This window comes from Devosia sp. LjRoot16 (assembly GCF_964252795.1).
Taxonomy (GTDB): domain Bacteria; phylum Pseudomonadota; class Alphaproteobacteria; order Rhizobiales; family Devosiaceae; genus Devosia_A.
The window spans coordinates 157,537-177,064 of record NZ_CAXUPH020000002.1; the positions used below are offsets into that span (position 1 = coordinate 157,537).

14 protein-coding genes are annotated in these 19,528 nt (G+C 60.4%); 5 read left to right on the plus strand and 9 right to left on the minus strand.

Annotated features, from left to right (window positions below):
• Nucleotides 1-113: 113 nt before the first annotated feature.
• Complete coding sequence (locus tag ACSQ23_RS11215) at nt 114-2,927, plus strand: TrlF family AAA-like ATPase (RefSeq protein WP_436090661.1); 2,814 nt, start codon at nt 114-116, stop codon at nt 2,925-2,927.
• 50 nt (nt 2,928-2,977) lie between these two features.
• On the plus strand, nt 2,978-4,396 hold the full coding sequence (locus ACSQ23_RS11220) for an STAS-like domain-containing protein (protein WP_436090662.1): 1,419 nt from the start codon (nt 2,978-2,980) through the stop codon (nt 4,394-4,396).
• 129 nt (nt 4,397-4,525) lie between these two features.
• Here ACSQ23_RS11220 and ACSQ23_RS11225 read toward each other — a convergent pair whose 3' ends face one another.
• Nucleotides 4,526-5,452 (minus strand): DUF4238 domain-containing protein, encoded by a 927-nt coding sequence (locus ACSQ23_RS11225; protein ID WP_436090663.1) that lies wholly within the window; start codon nt 5,450-5,452, stop codon nt 4,526-4,528.
• Between the two features lie 74 nt (nt 5,453-5,526).
• Complete coding sequence (locus ACSQ23_RS11230) at nt 5,527-6,378, minus strand: hypothetical protein (protein ID WP_436090664.1); 852 nt, start codon at nt 6,376-6,378, stop codon at nt 5,527-5,529.
• 187 nt (nt 6,379-6,565) lie between these two features.
• Here ACSQ23_RS11230 and ACSQ23_RS11235 point away from each other — a divergent pair, with 187 nt between their 5' ends.
• The 3 genes from ACSQ23_RS11235 to ACSQ23_RS11245 all read left to right on the plus strand — a co-directional run bounded on the left by ACSQ23_RS11235 (nt 6,566) and on the right by ACSQ23_RS11245 (nt 8,553).
• Nucleotides 6,566-6,883 carry a hypothetical protein gene (locus ACSQ23_RS11235; RefSeq protein ID WP_436090665.1) on the plus strand — a complete coding sequence of 106 codons (318 nt, stop codon included), beginning with the start codon at nt 6,566-6,568 and terminating at the stop codon, nt 6,881-6,883.
• A gap of 44 nt (nt 6,884-6,927) precedes the next feature.
• The gene (locus ACSQ23_RS11240) at nt 6,928-7,557 is read left to right on the plus strand and encodes a hypothetical protein (protein WP_436090666.1); all 630 of its coding nucleotides are present in this window, start codon (nt 6,928-6,930) and stop codon (nt 7,555-7,557) included.
• 135 nt (nt 7,558-7,692) lie between these two features.
• Complete coding sequence (locus tag ACSQ23_RS11245; RefSeq protein WP_436090667.1) at nt 7,693-8,553, plus strand: hypothetical protein; 861 nt, start codon at nt 7,693-7,695, stop codon at nt 8,551-8,553.
• Here ACSQ23_RS11245 and ACSQ23_RS11250 read toward each other — a convergent pair.
• The 7 genes from ACSQ23_RS11250 to ACSQ23_RS11280 form a co-directional block, all read right to left on the minus strand.
• Nucleotides 8,529-9,803 (minus strand): DUF4238 domain-containing protein, encoded by a 1,275-nt coding sequence (locus tag ACSQ23_RS11250; protein WP_436090668.1) that lies wholly within the window; start codon nt 9,801-9,803, stop codon nt 8,529-8,531. The two genes, ACSQ23_RS11245 and ACSQ23_RS11250, sit on opposite strands and share 25 nt — an antisense overlap.
• A 156-nt stretch (nt 9,804-9,959) precedes the next feature.
• The gene (locus tag ACSQ23_RS11255; protein WP_436090669.1) at nt 9,960-10,310 is read right to left on the minus strand and encodes a hypothetical protein; all 351 of its coding nucleotides are present in this window, start codon (nt 10,308-10,310) and stop codon (nt 9,960-9,962) included.
• Nucleotides 10,307-12,274: an AAA family ATPase gene (locus ACSQ23_RS11260; protein WP_436090670.1), complete on the minus strand. Its 1,968-nt coding sequence runs from the start codon at nt 12,272-12,274 to the stop codon at nt 10,307-10,309. The genes ACSQ23_RS11255 and ACSQ23_RS11260 overlap by 4 nt, the downstream gene beginning before the upstream one ends.
• Nucleotides 12,275-12,463: a hypothetical protein gene (locus ACSQ23_RS11265; RefSeq protein WP_436090671.1), complete on the minus strand. Its 189-nt coding sequence runs from the start codon at nt 12,461-12,463 to the stop codon at nt 12,275-12,277.
• Nucleotides 12,456-14,618 carry a DEAD/DEAH box helicase family protein gene (locus ACSQ23_RS11270; RefSeq protein WP_436090672.1) on the minus strand — a complete coding sequence of 721 codons (2,163 nt, stop codon included), beginning with the start codon at nt 14,616-14,618 and terminating at the stop codon, nt 12,456-12,458. The genes ACSQ23_RS11265 and ACSQ23_RS11270 overlap by 8 nt, the downstream gene beginning before the upstream one ends.
• 3 nt (nt 14,619-14,621) lie before the next feature.
• Nucleotides 14,622-15,416, minus strand: coding sequence for a helix-turn-helix domain-containing protein (locus ACSQ23_RS11275; protein WP_436090673.1), 795 nt, complete (start codon nt 15,414-15,416; stop codon nt 14,622-14,624).
• Between the two features lie 99 nt (nt 15,417-15,515).
• Nucleotides 15,516-19,313: a DNA methyltransferase gene (locus ACSQ23_RS11280; RefSeq protein WP_436090674.1), complete on the minus strand. Its 3,798-nt coding sequence runs from the start codon at nt 19,311-19,313 to the stop codon at nt 15,516-15,518.
• Nucleotides 19,314-19,528 lie beyond the last annotated feature (215 nt).

Below are 19,528 nucleotides of genomic sequence, written 5' to 3' on the forward strand. Positions count from 1 at the left end.
TGAGAGCAGGTGACAGCCATTGACCTGATTATCCATATTTGTTTTTTGTGCAGTGGGATAACTCACTGAAATACTCCAGATCTCTTGTGTGATGGTGCTTCTTTGGGGGGCATATGGCCGACTATGCATCATTTAGGAAATGCGATTTTCAGGTTCACAGCTGCCGGGATCCCAACTGGCGTGGTTCAAGGCCCTGTGGTGAGGGGGACGCTCTCTCGTCCGGACTTGCCAGCGCTACAGATGTCGAGCGGGAACGCCGAGCTTGGGCGCGGACGTTCGTCGATGCCTGCGTAACCAAGAGCCTGCGGGCAGTAGCAGTCACCGATCACCACGAGATGGTGATGATCCCCTACATCCAGGAGGAATTGAAGTCTCGCCGGGATCAGGGAAACGATCCCGATATGTGGCTGTTTCCGGGTATGGAACTGACGTGCCAGGAAGGTGCCCAGGCGATCATCCTGTTTGACACCGACCTTGAGCCGACCTGGTGGACGAACGCGCAAGGCGCCCTGCGTATCTCGCACGCGAGTATCCGACACAATGACTCCACTGGCCTGCCGGTGACACAGCTGAATTTCGGCTATGACCAGATCGGGGAGCTGCTCGATAGTGTCCCTGAGCTGCGCGGCCGCTACATCGTGCTGCCCAACGTATCGCAGGGGGGTAGCAACAGCGTCCTTCGCACCGGTTGGCACCAGAAGTTCAGCGCAATGCCCTACGTCGGTGGCTATCTCGATGCTGGTCAAACCATTGCGAGCATGGGTGGCACCAATAGACAGCGGCTCTCGGGTGAGGATCGTACATGGGGCAATCGACCCATCTACCCGATGGCGACGTCCGATGCTCGAGACGCCGGATTTCCCCAACTCGGCACGAATAGCACTTGGATCAAGCTCTCGGTCCCAACTGCGGAGTCGATCCGCCAGGCGTTTCTGGCAGCACCCTCGCGGATCAAGATCGAGGAACCGACCTATCCCGACCTCACGGTCCGCTCATTGCGAATACATGGCACGAGGCCGCTCGCGGATCTGGACGTTCTTTTCAGCCCCGAACTCAACTGCATCATCGGCGGCCGAGGATCAGGCAAGAGCACGCTTCTCGAATATCTCGCATTCGGGCTTGGCCGCAGCTGCTACGATCTGGACAAGGAGTATTCGGGGCGCGAACGCCTCATCTCCCTGATCCGCGACACCGTTGTGGCGCCCAACGCCGAGATCGTTGTCGATCTGGTGCAGGATGGGGCAGCGTTCCGGATTACGCGCAGCCCCGCCAACGGGTACCAGCCGGCGCTTACCTATCCCGATGGCAATACGCGGGCCGTTCCAGACAAGGAATTGCGCTCGATGTTCCCCGCGGTCGCCTATAGCCAAGGAGAGCTGTCCGAACTCGGGTCTGCCAACGCAGATACCAAGATCACCGACCTGCTCGCCTTTGTCGAGCCGACCTACAAGTACGAGGCCGATCATCTCGAATCCCGCATTCTGACGGCCAAGACTGAGCTCGACGCCAGCTACAGGCAACTGGCGGAGTTGTGGCGCGGCGAGTCCGAACGCACAAAAAGCCAGAACCGGATCACCGCACTGCAGGCTCGTGTAGCCAGCCTGCAGTCATCGCTTCCAAAGCTCGATCCAGCAGACCAGGCGGTGCTCGACAAACATGACCGGCTTCTGCTGCTGACTCAGGCACAGCAACGGTTCGAGGGAGATCTGGGCAAGTTTGCCAACGACCTGGATGCGCTCAAGCGCGCGGCCGACTCTCTGGAGTCCCTGCCCGGATCTGCGGACAGCGCCAATTACTCGGCCTATGCCGAGAGCGCGAACACGATCCTGGCTGAGCTCAAGGACTTTCTGGGAAAACTGCGAAACGGCCTCTCCACACAGCAATCGGGTATCGAGCCACGCCGTAAGGCGTGGGGAGATGAATTCGATTCCCACAAGCAAGCCCGGGACGCCGTACTCCAACGGGTGGGCGTCCACGCCTCGGTGCAAAAGCAGATCACCGAACTGCAGGACGGCATATCTGCCGAAACCAACAAACTACAGGAGATCGAGCGTGGCATTCTCGAGCTGGGCGATCCGGTAGAGGATATCCGCGTCAGACGTCAATCGCTAAAGACGCTGGTTGCAGAGCAACTGGAGAAGCTCAAGACCTGGACCAGTCAGATCGAAGAGCACTCAGACCACGCCGTACTCGTTAAGATGGACGAGGCTGGCGACCTGGCTGAGTGTATTTCGGCGTTGGAGATCGCAGCCGCCAGAACGCGCTCGCAGAACGGAGTACGGGAGCGGAACTTCGGTGTGATTGTCGACTCGGATGGCGCCTGGCAGGCCCTTGACCTACTCATCGCAGATACCGCAGCCGCACTGCGGTGGAAGTTGAGTGGCGCGGACCCTCAGCAGGCCCCACGCATAGACAAGCTGGCCGCGGTCCTCGGGGAGGGTGACAGCGTATCCAAGGCTTTCCTCGAACTCGTGGACATTGATCGGCTCGCCGCCCTGGTGAAAGCTGTTCCACGTGCCAGGATCTCGTTCTGGTACAAGGGCGACGGCGCTGAGATCACTTTCGAAAAGGCATCGGAAGGCCAGCGAGCGGCCGCGCTACTGATGATGCTAATCAAGCAAGGGGGCGGTCCCCTGCTCGTGGACCAGCCCGAGGGCGACCTCGACAATAGCGTCGTCACCCGCGTGGTCGAGCTAATGCACGCCATGAAGCATCGGCGGCAGATCTTCTTTGCGACGCACAACGCCAATCTGGTCGTCAACGGTGCGGCGGAGCTGGTCGCGGTCATGGCCAACAGTGACACCGGCACCCGCATCGTCGAAAGCCGGGGCGCCATCGATATTGCCGCCATCAGCCGGAGCATTACCAAGACGATGGAAGGTGGAGAGCAAGCCTTTCGCGATAGGCAGCGCAAGTATGGTTTCTAAGAGGGCGAACCCAGTAGTCGGCTGCATCACGGACCCTTCAGCGGTCCATTATGCTGCCGCAAATTCGACCGATGCTCGAGGGCTTAGAGGCGCTGGCATTTTGCCGAAACGGCGACGAGACTAGGTCAACGCAGGCCTTCCCGAACGGTGTTGTTTCGTGCGACGACAACTTACTCGAAACAGCGTCGGCGTCAGACATGAAGGGCCCAACACGGACGATCACGTTCAAGTCCGGCGAGCTCATTCTGAGCGGCACGCTGGCGTCATCGGACATCTTTGACTTCGCGAAGGGTATCGACCTGTTCGCAAATAAGCAGGGCTACCGCGACATCATCCTCGACTTCACCACGGCCTACCCGGTGCGAGAGTCTTTCATGGTACCGGCCATCGCCCTCATACGGGAACAGCGCCGGGCCGGTGTCGTGTTCGAACTGAAGCTGCCTGATCAGGCTTCTGGGCGCTCCATCTTTCATAATGCGAATTGGGCTCACCTAATCAACGACATCGACCACCAGGCATCGACCTTCGATGGCGACGGGCATCTGCCCGCATCGGCATACACGTCCTCCGCGGAGCAGACAGCGGCAGTTGACCGCATCATGTCGATGATCCTCAAGGCGGTGCCCCTGAAGCGGAAGCAGCTTGTTGCGCTGGAGTGGTCCGTCAGCGAGATAACCGACAATGTTCTCAACCACTCCCAGTCCTCGATCGGCGGTGTGATCCAGGCCAGCACCATCGTTATCGGAGGACGACAGATGGTTGAGTTTGTCGTCGCCGACACCGGGATTGGGGTTCAGCGCTCCCTAGGAGAGACCAAGGACACCCGGGCGCTGGAACGAGCCATTCAGGAAGGCGTAACCAGGAACCCCGCCACTAACCAAGGGAATGGGCTGTATGGAACATTCCGAGTGGCGACCCTTTCTAACGGCAGGTTCGAGCTAACATCGCGGAAGGCGACCCTATTCGCCGAGGGCACCGATTCCGTCCGAACCAACAGCAGGCCGAACTCCCTCTACCCTGGCACCTTGGTTATCTGCCGCATCGGATGCGACGATGAGCGGCTGATCGAGAATGCACTGATGTTCAAGGGCAAAGTTCATGAACCGGGTTTCGACTACATCGAGAGGCAGTACGAAGGGGGCGACGACGGAGAATTCGTGTTCTCAATGCTGAAGGAATGCAACTCGTTCGCCTCGCGCGAAGCAGGTATCGGCACCCGCGTCCTGATTGAGAATCTTCTCCGGGCAGAGCCCTCCTACGCGCTGACGATCGACTTCGACGGGGTGGGCATTGTCTCGAGCAGTTTTGCCGACGAGGTGTTCGGACGATTGTTCGTGGCACTCGGGCCTATGGCATTCATGTCGCGGATCAATTTCCGGCAGGTTGATAGCTCGGTGCGCGCTGTGCTGGACCGGTCCATATCGCTGCGGATGTCTCAGGCGATGAGCGAAGCTGCGGGGTCGGCGTGACGTGTGCCGGCCACAAAGAATTGGCTGATGCCACCTAGAGTGCGCCTCAACGTCAATCGACGGTGTGCTGCATAGAAGTGTGCGGGCGCTGCTGATTGTGCGACGGCTGTGCATGAAACGAAAGATCTATCAGGCAGCGGACCGCGCCCGCCGATCGCGCGCCCGTTTCTCGGCAAGCCGCATCATCCAGGACGGCTGGTTGCTCCGCCCGAAGTGATTCAGGACGAATCGGTCCTGCGACCTGTCCGAGGCGAACACGAACCGGCGGGCGTTCTGGACAACCTCCAGGTTGACCTCCGCCACCAACTCGTCGGTCGTCAGTTCCCGGATTTTGGCCAGTGTCTCCATGCGGCGCACTGCGATGAAAAGCTTCGTCGGGGTCAGCGGCATCATGATGAACGCATCCAGTTCATCGAGAGAGTCGGTCATGCAAACAGGCCGGTCGGACGTCAGAAGCTTGTGCTTGCCGTTCCGGACATTGGCGACGTTCCAGCTCATCGCGTTGATGCGCGAACCGACGCCCTCGTTGTCGATCATGCCCCGGAGCCATTGTAGACGAGCGGCCTCGCGATACGCCTCACGATTCTGCTTCCACCATTCCTCGGCGGTCTCGGGCATGCCCTCTTGCCAGCGCTGCACGTACTGTTCGCGCATCTCGTCGGTCAGATTGGTCCAATCATCGTCGACTAGCTGCTTCAGCTCGGCGATATCGTCCGGATGCCGCATCAGCATGCCCATGATGAAGCGGGACCATGAGCTGCGCTGCAGCCGCGTCCAATCCAACTGTCCGCCCGGCTGCATGAAGACCTTCATCGCCTCGGCGGCGTAGGTGTCCACGGGCATCATGAAGCTCGCTTCCAAGCTGGGCGCCGATCCGTCAAAAGTGTCGTAGAGGTACTTCTCGTACCCAGTGCCCCGTGGTCCGGTCCAACGCCCGGTGATCGGCCCGTGCTTGCGCCGCGCGTACTCCACGAGCTTGGTTTCTGGATCGTTGATCCAGTTCTCGAGATAGAAGACAGGGGTGAAGTGGTGGTCGTGCGACGGGTTGTTGGGCATGGCGACGCTCGGTACCGCAATTACTAACAAGACCTTAATACCTGAGTCGGATGGAGCGGCGCGATACTGGCCCTTCAGTCGCCCATGATTGCCTGCTGCCAGGCGGTTCCGAGTTCGGCGAGGGTGCAGTTGATCCGTTCGCCGGTCGTGCGCCACGGCTTCAGGATGTCGAACACCTTCTGCTCCATGGCGTAGGCCGTTACGGCGTCGGGCCACTTCTGCTGCAGCTCGGCCTTCCACATCGCGATGCCGATCTCGAACGGGATGTGCTTGTTGATCTCGTCCTCGCGACCCTTAACCGATGTGGCGTGCCCGACCTTCCAGATATTTGTGTTGCCGTACCGCATCGCATAGGTCCAGCTCGTCTCCTGCGCGGTCTTGGTGACTTCGTAGGTGGCATCGCTCGGCGCCGGTCCGGTAGTCGGCTTCAGCAGGTTGTTGATCGCCAGCATCTTGGCCAGTTGCGGTATAGGCGGCAGGACTACTTCGTGGTGCGGCAGCGAGAGTATCGCCGCGATGTCGTCGGCGCCGGTGATCTCCTCGGCGCCGGGCGTCGATAGCATCGTCAGCTTTTGCCTGATCGCTTCGTTGACCCGCGGCTGCGGCTCAAACATCCAGCCGCGGACGATCGGCACCCCGAAGGGGAACTTGAAGTTGCCCTTCTCGTCGAAGTCGCGCGGATCGAGATCTTCCCTCTTGAAGTAGTCGAGCGAGCGCAGTGGCTGGAACCCGAACTCGGCCATGCTCAGGATGCGCCCCTGCAGCTCTGGGCGAGTGCGCGACGTCTTGGTTCCAACGAAGATGAGCCGGTCGCCATGACTGGCCAGCTTCAGCAGCCGGTTCACGTGACCATTGCTGCCGAACGTGGCGATCGGCACGCCTTGGTCGAGCGACGTCCCCCAGACCTTCGTCGCGAAGAGCTTCATTCGTTCTCCTACTCGGCCAGCTTAGCCGACGGGATCTTTCCGCAGCGTCCCCGTCGTCGGCACACGGACGGAGAACCAGTCGAACCGCATGATGGCGCTATTGCAAGAGGAAGCATCTGCTTAGCGAACGTTCGACGCAAATCTGTGATTTCGAGGCGCGATTGGGGGCACTAGAGAAGCCGACGTTATGCGGTCGATCACCCCGGAACACCTCGACCGCCGGCGCCATCACCTGAAGAGTAGCCGCCTGTTCGAAGACGCCATGTACGCCGCCAAGCCCTTTCGCTCGCAGCGGCAGATGCAGGACATCGAGCTGGATGTCGGCGGTCAGCGTATGATCACTCAGCAGATCCAAGCCCACGTGGATTGGACGGATCTCGAAGCGGAGCCAGTGGAAGTCAACATCCTCACTTACGTCCAGTCGGGGAGAGCCTCGAAGTCGTCAGCCACAAGCTACAGGACAACGGCATGTGCCGACTCTCCTCAACCGCCGCTCCACATCTAGCTCCGTCCTGCCATCCGCTCTAGGGTCGCCCCAGGGGACGGGGAATGGCAACTTGCAGGGTTTGCGGTCAGAGCATCGATATTCGTTGGGTTGGTGGGGCGCTGGTGCCAATCCACCCCAACGGTTGGTGTCCCGGCTCCAGTAGCGGCGGCAGCGCTGGAGGCGGTGTCGTCTCGACGTCGTTCCGCACGATGGTGTCCTATGTGGACCCCAACGCCCATTGCCCGGTTTGCGGGCAGCAGGTTTTCTTCTACCAGAGCCCGCACGGCGGCCGCGTGTTCTTCGACGCTCTGGGCTGGCCCTGGCCGAAGCACAAGTGCACTGACAAGAAGTCGGCACAGTCCGGGGCGGTGCGGCCGGTCGAGCGACCGAAGCGGACGATGCCGGCATTGCAGAACTCCAAGGGCATTCGTCTGCTCGTGTTCTCCATGTCCGATCTCGAGCAGGTGGAAGGCGGGTATCGCGGCAAGTTCGAACGCAATCTCGACAGGCGCGTCTACTACGGGTTCATCAGCGATGCCGAGATGGCAGCAAGCAAGCTCACCGAGGATGACCTGCGCGATGCCCCGTCGTTCGTTATGACGCCGCGGATCGACGGCGAATCCGATCGAACCGCGCAGATCATCAGCGTGCGGCTCAAGCGGATCGTCACCTTCAAGATCACGAAGGCGTAAGCGAATCGCCTTGAGCTTTCCACCCTTCTCGGCCAACCCCCGTATGTCTGAGGCCGGGAAGCTGGCATCACCACAAGGCAAGGCGCCACCAGAATGATATCGTACTCGGATACCGCACTCACAATTTCGGAGACGTTGCAGACCAACGCGATCATCTGGATCCACTCGCTGCCGGAACGCGAGATGGGTCCGAGCCGGCGTATCATCGAAGACCTTGAGGGCCTCGCTAGCGCCGGCGGTTTCCCCGTCTTCGCGTATGCGGTTACAGATCGTGCAGAACTGAGCAAGCTCTTCAGGCAGTTGACGACGCAGGCCGAGCAGGGTTTGAGGCCGGTGCTCCATGTCGACGCTCACGGAACGGTCGCCGAGGGACTCCTGCTTGCGCCGAGCGGCGAACGTGTCGGCTGGGTCGATGTCATCGAAGACCTCCGGGCCCTCAATGTTGCGACGGGCAACAATCTCACTTCAATCTTTGCTCTGTGTTTCGGGCTGCATCTCTACAAGCAGGTGAGCCTCAAGCGGCCCGTGCCGTCCTATCTCTTCTGCGCGCCGCCCGCAGAAATCAGCGTCGGCTTCCTCGAGGCGCAAACACTGGCCTTCTACCGGGAGATGAACCGCACCGGGAATGTGACAGCTGCCTTCGACGCGACCCTCGGCGCGGCCATGCAGTCGTTCCATTGCCAGGGGTTGTTCCTGCAATCGATACTGCGATACATTCGTACCTACTGCATCGGGCGGCCGCGGCAGGATCGCCTGGAGCGCATGGTCACGGCAGTTCTGCAGCGCGACGGCATCGTGAACCCTTCCAGCGCACAACTGAAACAGGCCCGTCGCAGGATACGCGAACCTCTCAAACCAGGGCAGCAGGTGATCGACGTCTTCGCGCCTTCGTTTCTGATCGGGCGCGCCCCGGCCTTCATCTACGCCGATCTCGACCGGATCCTGATGCGATCTGTCCCCTCCGGGCGATCTCAACGGCGCTCGGCATCGATCTGAACGCTGAGCGATCTCAGGCTCGGATCGCGATGGACGACACGAAACCAGCCGGATGCCGGTTCTCCAAAACGCTCTACCATTACCTGGTTCATTCCACGCCTCACCCGCCGGTCAACATAAAGGTCGGCCCGCAACATCCCCCTGTCGGCAGCGACCTGCGCGAGCAGATCGACCTGCCTAGTCCGTGCCGTCAGACCTTCACCCGCCTCGTCGATCTCTTCAATCGCCAGCGTGCAGTGATCGAGGGGGCCGAAGATGACGAGGTGCGTGCCCGCGGGCATGCCGGATCGCGGCGGGGGCGCATGCCCCATCTCTCCCAGCTCGGTATGCGTGTCGACGCTCCGCAGGTCGCCGTCCTCCCGCAGCATCTCGCGTGCGAAGTCGAACGCATCGGTCTCGGCATAAAGATAGCCGGCGCTTTGCGAGACCTGGAGACCGTTGAGGTAGCGCACCATGTCGCCGTCCACGCCGATCGGTTCGCCGGACCGCAGGCCATCCCGGTAGCGGATCATTCCTGCCTTGCGCTCAGGCTCGAGATTCGCGCTCGCCGCCAGTTCGTAGCGTTGGACGATCGTCGGACAGTGCAACGCAATCGTCAGGCCCGGTGAAACCGGCAGCATCACCACAACGCCAGGCGAGGCGAGCCCCAAATCCCCGTAGGGGAAAGCGTTGATGCGACTGACGGGATGGTCCGAGATGATGAAGCGATGCTCGCCTTCGCTCGCATAGAGGGCGGGATGAAGACCAAGCAGTGCGATGGTGTGACCTTCCCGTTCAAGGAACGCCTTGACGGCACCAAGCCTCACTGCGGCGTCTGAGGGCATGGCCATGCGCGGATCGGTGTCCGGATCGAAGCCAACCTCCCGCGTCATCTCCCGCAATTGGCTTGCCAGACGCTTTGGTCCCGTGCGGCTGAAATGCGTCCGCAGCATCTGGGTCGCGAAGAAATCGGCTAGTGCGATACGATCCTGCGCCGTCATCCACGCCAGCGACCGTCGCGAGACGATTTCTGAGACAAGGCGGGCGGAGCGCGCATCAACGTCCTGGAACAGATCTTCGAAATTCCATTTGCTCTCGCCCAGGCTCACCGTATTGAAGTCGTTCTCGGAGCCAGCGTTGGCAATCGACGTCAAAAAGGACCGGTCGGACCGCTTGGCGAAAACGAAGATGGAGCGCCGTTCTGAATCGGCGGCAAAGTGCCGAAGCTGCGCCTGAGGAACAAAGTGATGCTTCTTAGATGGTCGATTCATCGTTTCCCCGTGACGTTACCTCGGCGCTGTTGATGACTTGGCGCCAAAGCCTGTCAGCCTGGATGACTTGAAGTGTTGCGAATCAATCACACGCAAAGGTGCCCCAGCCGGAAGACCTTGGAGGCTGGGCGTTTCGGCGCCGCACTCCAGCGGCCGTTATCTAGCCGGCAGTAACTCCCCGAATACGTCAGGCGATACACCGTCGCCCTTGTCCAGCAATTCGAGTCCTCGGTTGATCAAGCATTCGATCAGCCGATACGGCTCCGGAGTGTCGTCGAACATTGCAGCCACGATCAAACGAAGGCTCTGGTCGCTATCGAACGAACCGGCTGCCCACTTGGTATCGGCCCCCTCCGCCGTTCCGACCGCGACTCCCCTCTTGGCGGCGAGGGCGAAGGCGAACTTCGCCGCGTCGTTCTCCGTGGCAAAGGTTCCCTCCGCTACCAACTTTTTCAAGACGGGTTGATTGCGGGGAATGATCCCAATCGTCTTCTTGTCCGTGCTCATGCGTCCACCTGTTGGGTCAGCTCGGTATGGCGAGAGGAAATGCGTTTCAGCTTGAACTCGGCCTTCATGTGCCCGGTCAATGCCTTGCGGGCGCGCGCGGGCGACATCTCGTCCTCGTAAACGAGCATAATAACCTGCGACGCGAAGGTCGGCAGAGCCTTCATGATGCTATCCTTGTGCCCCCCGTCCAGGCGGACGAAAGCCGAGTCCATCACGATGGGCCCCCGCAGCGGAGCATTGTTCTGAAGAGCGGCGATTAACGCGAACGCGACGATGTGCTCAGCGCCGGCAGAGCGCAACGGGATGTCGCTGCCGTCCTTATGAACGATACTCAGACCATAGCTGTCGTTGATCCGCAGCCCGACGTATTCCTCCTCGGTGGTCAGACTCAGAAAATGCTTGGTCGCGTCGGCTTGCACTCGATGCCGGAGCCGATCCCGATAGTGCGCAATCGCCTGGTCGAAGAGGTCGTGCAGGTCACTATTCATCCGCACGTAGTCCTGGGCGGCCACCACCGATGTGCCTGCCTGTTTCGCGAGCTTGCTCTGCAGCGACTCGCGCTGGGTCTCGTTCTCGGCCAGCCGATCTCGGGTCGCCTTTATCCCTTCTTCGACTACCTGCGTTTCGCGTATCGCAGCTTCATAATCGTGACGAACCTTCCGCAGGCCCTCTTCATCAACGCCGGAGAGTTGGTTGTTCAGATCCTTGATCTCTCCTCGTTTGGTATGGATGCTACGCCGCGTGTCTTCGAGATTGTCGATGAGCAGCTGCAGCGTCTTAGGGCTCGCGGTATCGATTTGGAGTTCGAGCGCTCCCATCTGGCGAGCGACTTCGGACATCTCCTGATCTAGGTCGCGCCCATCGCTGTCACTGTCACTTTCTGCGATCAAGCCTCGCAGGTGCACCAGCGCATCCTCCGCAACCCCTTGACCACAGGTGGGACAGGTCTCGATGTGCTTGTCCGCTAGGTCCTTCAGAACGCTGCGGCGCAATACGGCGTCGCGAAGATTCGCATGTCTCTCCCGAACCCGAACAAGCGTGTCCTTCATCTTGTCCCGGAGCACGACGGACCACGCCGCCGACATGCTGGCGCGAAGCGCGTCGCCATCCGCGGCAACCTTTTCTGTCAGGTCCGCGAGTTCACCCTCAAGGAATTCCTTACGATCGAGGATGGCCCGGATGCGTTCGTTCTTGCGCATCTGCTCCTCGAGAAGAGCTCGCTGGCCTCGAACGTCGGCAAGGTCACTCTCAAGCCTCGCCAGATCTTCCGTCATCACTTGGCTCTGCGCCAGCAGCTCGCTCAGCATGACGCCGAATTGGCGCGTGCGCTGGTCTCCTTGGGCCGCCGAGGCCTGTTCCTTCTGGGCCGCTTCCTTGGTTGCAGCCAAGGTGGCCCTGGCATTGGTGAGAATGGGCATTCCGAGCACGCGCTCGATCGCACGAGCAATATTGTCGCCAGCAGTGCTCTCGTCGAGAAGTAGCTCTTCATATTCCTGAAGCAGCTCACCGTCGAACAGGAAGAAGCGGGAGATCTGTTCGGGCAGAATTCGCTCAAGTTCGCGAGCGCCATCGCTGGTCCCTAGTATGACTCCGTCCTTCTCAAGGTAGTAGTTGACCACAAAGTCGTCATCCTCGGATGGCGCAGCCACGCCTACGCGCGGCTCGCACGACCGAGTCAGTCGATACTTAACCCCTTCGTACATCATCTCAAGCTTCACCTCGAAGCCATAGGTACCGACAGCCGCGGCCTCCCAGTTGCCGACCTTTGATAGTGGGATAGCTTTGCTACCGCGTCCCACGAACTTGCCGAAGAAGGCGAAGCGGATCGCGTTCAAGAGCGTGGTCTTGCCACGCATGTTCTCGCCGTAGAACATGATTACGCCGTCCTCGTCGGGGAAGGCGACGCGCTGCTTGCCCTTGTAAGGGCCGAAGTTCTCGACTTCCAATGACCTCAGTCTGAACATCTATTTCTCCTTGGTCACTCGCAGCCTGATCTCAGCGCCGACCTTGCTTGTGAGGGTCTTGGAGTCCTCGGTCAGATCGGCGTGCAGGCGGAGGATCTCGCGAACCAGCGCCTTGTCCAGGTGGGGGAATTTCTCGGCACGCAGCCTTTCGACGGTGTCCCCGAGGGTTTCGCTATCGGTTTCAGGCAACTGCTTCTCCTGTCTCTATGGCGGGGGTCTCGTCGACCTCGAAGCCCGCCGAAAGCTCGTCCCAGTCGATTTTCATTCGGGCCGCGATCCGCTTCAGGTCGGACACGGCGGCGGGATTGACTGCGTTGGTTCCGAATTCAATGGCCCGAAGGAGTTCTCCTCTCAACATGGAGTCGAACTCGCCATGGCCGTCATCCGCATCGGCGGGTGTGATGAGCACGTCGTGAATATGCGCCAGCAATTTTCCAGGGTGTCGCCGCAGAACCCGACCGCGACGTTGGATAAATTCGCGTGGATTCCTCGACGAGGCCAGGATCAGGGCGTGGCTGACCGAGGGTATGTCCACGCCTTCATCGAGGCATCTGATCGCCACCACGATTCCGCCGCTCCGCTGGAAGACGTTCAGCGTTGCCTTCGCATCCCCAATCATCGCCGAGTGGTACTCGTAGACGTCAGGCACGCCCGCGGATCGCAGGGTATCGGCGACTTCATTCAGCTGATCCTGGTCATCGCAGTACACGATCCATCGCTGGCCCGGCGAATACGCGGTTTGCAGAATCTCGAGAGCCTTCGCCGTCTTGCGGCGAGCGCCCTTCGCGATCCGAGCCCGGGCGATGAGCAGCATCTTGAACCGTGCCTCGGCGCCGTCGCCCCAGCCGCTGCCAGCGAGATGTCCCCTTGCGTAGGTTCGTTTGATCTGGGCGGTCAGTCTCGACCACTCGTCCTGCTCATCCGGCTCCAACTCCACAGAGTGCGGGTGATAGGCGTAGGGAGTGAGTGTCCCCGAGCGAATGGCATCCTCCAGGGTGAAGGGCGGCGGCACGATCCCACCGAAGTAGCCAATTATCGCGGCGGTGCCAGCAGGATCTCCAGCCCGCCGCGGTGTCGCACTCAGCCCCAGCCGAGGGCCGGTTTGAAGGGTGAGTACGTTCTGTGCCTCTGGTGCGCCCAGCCGATGGACTTCATCGCCGATTAGGAACAAGTGATCCCCTGACGCGCACAAGCCGATGAACTGGGGGCCCGAAGCCGTCTGCATCGTCGTCAACACGGCCCTGGGCGGCTTACCCGGGGATGGCGGTCGCGTCCAACTCCTCAGCAGCGCGGAGTGACGCCAGCCGTCGTTCCCTCCCCCGCAAACCAGAAGTTCGACTCCCGAAGCGGCGAAAGTCGTATGAATCTCGCGCTCCCATTGATCGAGGAGCAGGTCGCTCGGCACAGCTACGATAGGTATTTCATTGAGATGGAAGGCCGCCTGCATGGCGCAAAGAGCGGTGAAGGTCTTTCCGGAGCCGGTGGCGTGCTCGAGTATCCCGCGTCGCCCGGCATCGGTCCATGCGTTGAGCGCGGCTACCTGATGGGGACGAGGAAGCCGCCCGCCTGGCTGCGACGCCTCCGGGGACCACTGCGCGGCGGACTCGAGCTCTTCGCAGATTTCGTCCACCAGCGACGGCCAATCGGCGGAGCGAGACGCCGATATGATCTCGGATCGCGCGCTTTCCGGGAGCGGCTTCACGACGACCCCTGGCCAGCGCCCTTCCCACAGGTCCTCGAAATAGCGAGCTTCGTCGCGGATACGGCTCTTCTCGCCCTCGTCGCGCCAGCTCGCGAACACGTCGATGGATTCGATGTTGCCGTCCAGCGACAGAGCCGGCCACGTCTCGTTCATTGAACCCTTGAAGACCACGCGATCACCCGCATCGTCCTCGAGAAGTCCCATCTTGTCGTGGAAGATGCGTGACGTGCGACCTTCCGCAGCGTTGGACAGCCAGGCCACACGACAATCGATCACGCCGTTCGCCACGAGGCTTGCAAGAACAGTCACTGGCTTGGCCAAACCGGGGGACGCTAGAAGCTCTGCGAACTGTTTCTTGATTGTGTCACCGAGCTCGAGGTCCGCCTGCTCGGAGTAGCCCTGCCTCATCGCGAGTTCGTCCTGCTCGGAAAGGACCGGTGAGCAGATGAGCCGCATACGCCCACCATTGCTCACAAAACGCTTGAGGCTAGGCCAGGCGAGCAGGAAGATACTGCTGCTGAAGTAACCGACCGCGCGATCATAGCGACGCGCGGTCGCGATGGCCGGCAAGTAAAAGTCGGTGGCGATGTCGTCCTTGCCCTTGTGGTAGGCGCGTTGGACGTCGAGCTCGCGCAGCGCCATGCCCTAGTCCTCCTGCAACCTGGACACGGTCAGTTCGCTGCGACGAACCAATGCCTCGCCGAGATGGGATGTATCGGAGGCGAGGACGATCTCCGTGGTTGGGTCCGCGCCCTTGGGTCGAAGCATTCGCAATTGTTCGGCGACCGTTCCGATCGACGCGGCGGTTATCGTTTCGGCCTTAATCTGGACGTTCCTCGAGTAGGCGAAGTCGTCGTACAGGCCCGCGTCCCACAGCGCGAACACCTCGTCCTCGGCGGCGTAACCGGCAAGGATCACGAAACGCCCATCGTCGTGAGCGAATTTCCCGCGCGCTCCTCTCTTCTGATCCGGAAGGATCAGTTGGATCTTGTGCTCCCCGACAGGACGTCCACCGGCTGGTCGCGTCGCGTTGAAGAGGTATAGGCGAACGCGCCGAGGCAGGGGATGCGCCAGGTCAAGGTCGAGGGGTTTCTTCGCCAGGTCGGAGTGCGAAACGACCTGGTCGCCGAGCGCGCCAACGAATTTCCGGTGCATGTCCTCCACCGTGAGGCGGGGAGTCAGGAACGGTCGCTCCTCGGAGGTGGTTGCGATGGCCGGCTCCATAGGAGGAGCAGGTTTGACGAGGGAGACGGCAGGCGCGGGTGATGCACCCGACGAGGACAACGCATCCAGCCACGTCTCGAACGCCTCGCGCCGCAGGCGCCATTGTCCCCGGATCTTGAATCCCGGCATCTCCCCGGCAGCCAGCATCGCATAGACGGTCCGGTCGGCAACCTTAAGTCTGAGGGCAACCTCGGCGACGGTGAGGATATCGTCCATCATTACGATCCTTAAGCTGTCAGCTTATGTTATATGCGGTGGATTGCACAGCATAGTTAGCTGACAAGGATCGTAATGTCAAACCTGGCAACGTTTCGTTTACTTCTTTGCGCCCTCGTATGCCGCCCGCACTTCACTGAAGTCAGGAAATTCGGACACTCCCACGCTGGCGAGCTGCCTCATTATCTCGGCGTGAACACCTTGCACGCCGCGAGCGGCAACACCCGGGACTTCCTTGGCGGCATTGACCAACGCAAGCAAGTCGAAGGCCGAGCCAGCCGTGTCCGGGCGGGCCATTGTTGCGGCTTCCGTCATCGGCTTCCGCAGGTTCATCACCACATCATAGTGAGCAACGTCCTCGGCCCCGCTTCGCCCCTTGTACCCTTTATGACTTTGCTGCTTCCGGTCGAGCGATGAGGCCTCATGAAACTCGAGTCCTGCCGCTCTAGCGGCGTCGCTGAGCGCCCTCCAAACATCCTTGTCCGTGTTGTGGAACACCACCGTGGCCCACCCACCGGGTTTGAGAACGCGTACGATTTCCCTCATCGCCTGGTCCATCAGGTCGCCATAGTCATGGAGCGACTTGCCCCCCGCGGCCGATGGCAGCGACTTGTTCACCACGGCCTCAAGGGTCACGTCGGTGATCCGGCCGAGCCAAGCCTCCCACACTAGATTGCAGTCGGCGTAGAAGATGTTGGAACCGAACGGCGGATCCGTGAACACATAGTCCACGCTGCCGCTCTCGACCATCTTGAGATCGGTCGCGCTGCCCAGCGACAGAGATGGAGGAAGGTCGACCTTAGGCACGAACGCATCATAGTAGGTGCCCAGCTGATTGATCTTGTTCTTCATCACCTGGAGCACGTTCGCCTCCGATGACAACTGCGGCACATAGAGAGTGCCGGTCATCGGCCGATGGCCTCCTCGAGCATTAAAGCGCCGCATCCGGGTCCCGTGCCATGCGGTATTGGTGAACGCGAAGGACAAGGCCTTCCGGAGACGAAGATCCTGGACTGCTCCTATTTCGCGCCAGATCAGCCCCAATGCTTTCAGATTCCGCCGCGTGTAGAGGTCGGAGACGTCCCTGACGCCTTGCAAGTGCAAGGCGCAGCGCAGATACATTTCGCGGTCAGATCCAAGTGATTGCGACGGCACCCACAGATCACCCGGAACTTCCACCTGGGTGGCCTGATCGATGTCGGCCTGGGTCGTCGGTCTCTCCCCCATCGATCCATCTGCCCGCGTGAAGGCAAGCCATGCAGGAACATTGCCGACCACCTGAAAGTGGCGACGATCGGCTTCGTGCTTACAGGTCGGACACTGCGTTGATCGTCCGATCTTGCCGCTCTTCTGGTCAACGACGTCCCAAAGACTGAAGGCGGTGCTGCACGCGGGGCACTCGTGTCGAGTGCTCCACACGGTCCATCGGATTGTGGCTGGCGCACCATGCTCGTCGAGAGTCGAATAGAGGCTACCAATCTCATCGGCGAGCTTGGTCTCCAGCGTCGCAAACTCCTCCCTCAACTCTGCCGGATCGCACGCCCGAGTGTGGTTCCATGCCAGATGCATGGCGGCCGGCGAAAGATCGTTCAAAATTGCACGCCGACCAGCGAGCGACGCTGCAACGCCGGTCATGCCGGATCCACAGAAGGGATCGAGCACCACGTCGCCCGGTTTCGTAAAATGCTCGATGAACGGACGAATGGACTCAGGAGGGACCTTGGTATGGTAGCTGTGAGCCAGGTAGAACGGCGAACCCCGGCTTCCCTCGACCATTCTGCCGTCGAACGGCACGGACGTCGCAGGCGAATTCTTTGACTTCGGAATTGCTGCTGGACCAGACAGATATTCGGCCACAACGTCTTTGGCCCGTGCGCTCGGTGCTATCGCCAATCTGCCCTCGGCGGCCACTCTGAGACGCTCGATTTCGGGCATTGTTATCCCACTGACGGTGACATTCGACTGCAGGGCGTCCCTTAATACGGAAGCGTATATGTGGTCAGCGCGCTGCTCCCCGGCATCGACCGCGTTCCGCACCGAAGACTCAATGAATGCTGGCGTGGCGGTCGCCCTATCCTGCCTGGCAGTTGACGATTTCTTCTCGAGGTTAAGCGCGAGATCCAGGCGGGTGACAAACTCCTGCCCCAGCTGACCCTTGACCCCTTTTATCGATGGCTGCCCCTTGTCCAGAATGTGAACGCGCGACACAGCCATCCCCGCATCCGAGATCGCGTCCTGCAGTGCTTCCCAGACCTTATCGTTCGAGTTCGAGAAGGCGACAATAGCCCTACCACCCGGTCGAAGCACTCGATTCACCTCAGAGAATGCTTCGGTCAACAAGGAGCCATAGCCCTGAATATCCTTGCCACCGGCAGACGCTTGTCGGCGTTGATTGACAACGATCTCAAGCGTTTGATCTGAGCTCAAGCCGAGCCACGCATCCCACAGCAACGAGCTGTCCGCGTAGTAGATGTTCGAGCCAAACGGCGGATCGATAAAGGCCATGTCCACTGACTTGTCGTCGAGACACGAAAGATCGGTTGCCGACCGCTGATACACTTCGGAAGTGACGTCGACCTGTTTGAGCGTTCGATAATAGCGGATGACATCGGCCGCTTTGCGCTTGAACAGGCTCCAGACATTCCACTCGTATCGCAGAGATGAGATGTAGAGCGTGCCCGTCATCACATTGGTAGGCCGCTTCTCGTTCCATTGATATCGGCGCGATGCTCTGTTCACGCAGGCCGTGAACGCAAACATCAACGCCTCCCGGAGACGGGTATCTGGCTCCTGAGCGATAGAGTGGCGCAGCGCGGCCAAGCCATGAAGGTTTCGCTTGGTGTAGAAATCGGACGCCAGCTTGATGCCCATAGCCGTATGGGAGGCCCGCCACATTTCGCGGTCGGCGCCGAATGACATATGCGGCGTCCAATGAAGGATAGAGGCATCCTCTATCTCCTCGATAAGATCCATCTCGGCGCGCGTTGGCCGATGGACACCCATGCGGCTGCCTGGCTTCGAGACATGCGTCTCGACCGGTACCTCTCCGACCCACTGCATTTGGGACTTTGTGGCCCTTGCCCCACAATGGGAGCACTCGATCGTGTCGGCTGCCGCGCCCCGCACGTCCCAGTACACGACCTGCTTCTCGCAATGAGTGCAGCGGAAAACGTCGCTCCAGGTCGTGTACTCGACGAGTTCGTCGTCCTGACCCAGCGGCTTATAGAGCCACGCCATCGTGGGCCGGACAGACGCAGCAACGCGACCCACTGCAGCCTCGAGATGGTCTGGATCGCAATAAGTGTTGTAGTTCCGCGCGATATGGACTGCCGCCGGAGACAGGTCGGACAGCAGGCTGTGTCGGTTAATTGCACGAGCGGCCACGCCGGTCATTCCAGACCCACAGAAGGAATCCAGCACGACGTCACCCTCGTTGGTGAACGCCTCAATGAACGGCGTTATCGCCGCAGGTGGCACCTTCGTATGGTAGCTGTGCGCCCGATATGAGCTCGTGGACTTGGTCACGTGGATCAAGGCTGGGATTTCGCCACCGTCCCGGACCGTTCGCCGGCGACTCTTGCTCAACGGAACGGTGTTGGGTGCCGTGGGATAGACCACAGGAGTCTGTTCGGTCGCGGTGCGGATTGCAGTCGTCGCCGTAGCGGCATCGATAACCTCCACGTCGGGTGGACGCTTGTTCCCGCTGACCATCACCAAGTCAGACGGGATGTCCAACAAGGTCGCCAAAGCCGTCGCCTGGTCAGGCGTCAAAGCCTTTCGACCGTGCTCAACCTGGCTGACGTAGGATTTTGACACGCCCAGATGTGCTGCTATCACGTCCTGCGACAGCCCTTTGGCTTCGCGACGCTTCTTAATTTGATCTGCAGCATGCCACACGATGAATCTCCTTCACATGAAGGGTCGTCCGGTTAACCGCATGAGTCAACTCACGTTGGCCGGAATAATGCTATCCAGGATTAACGCTCAATTCGCGCGACCGAAGCTGGCTGAGCGTTCAACCAAGGACCGTTTGCTGGGAGTTCGGGGCGATATGTGCCGATAAAACGTGCAAATTCAGTGTCTTACCAGACTGCCGAGGGTGGCAATCACTT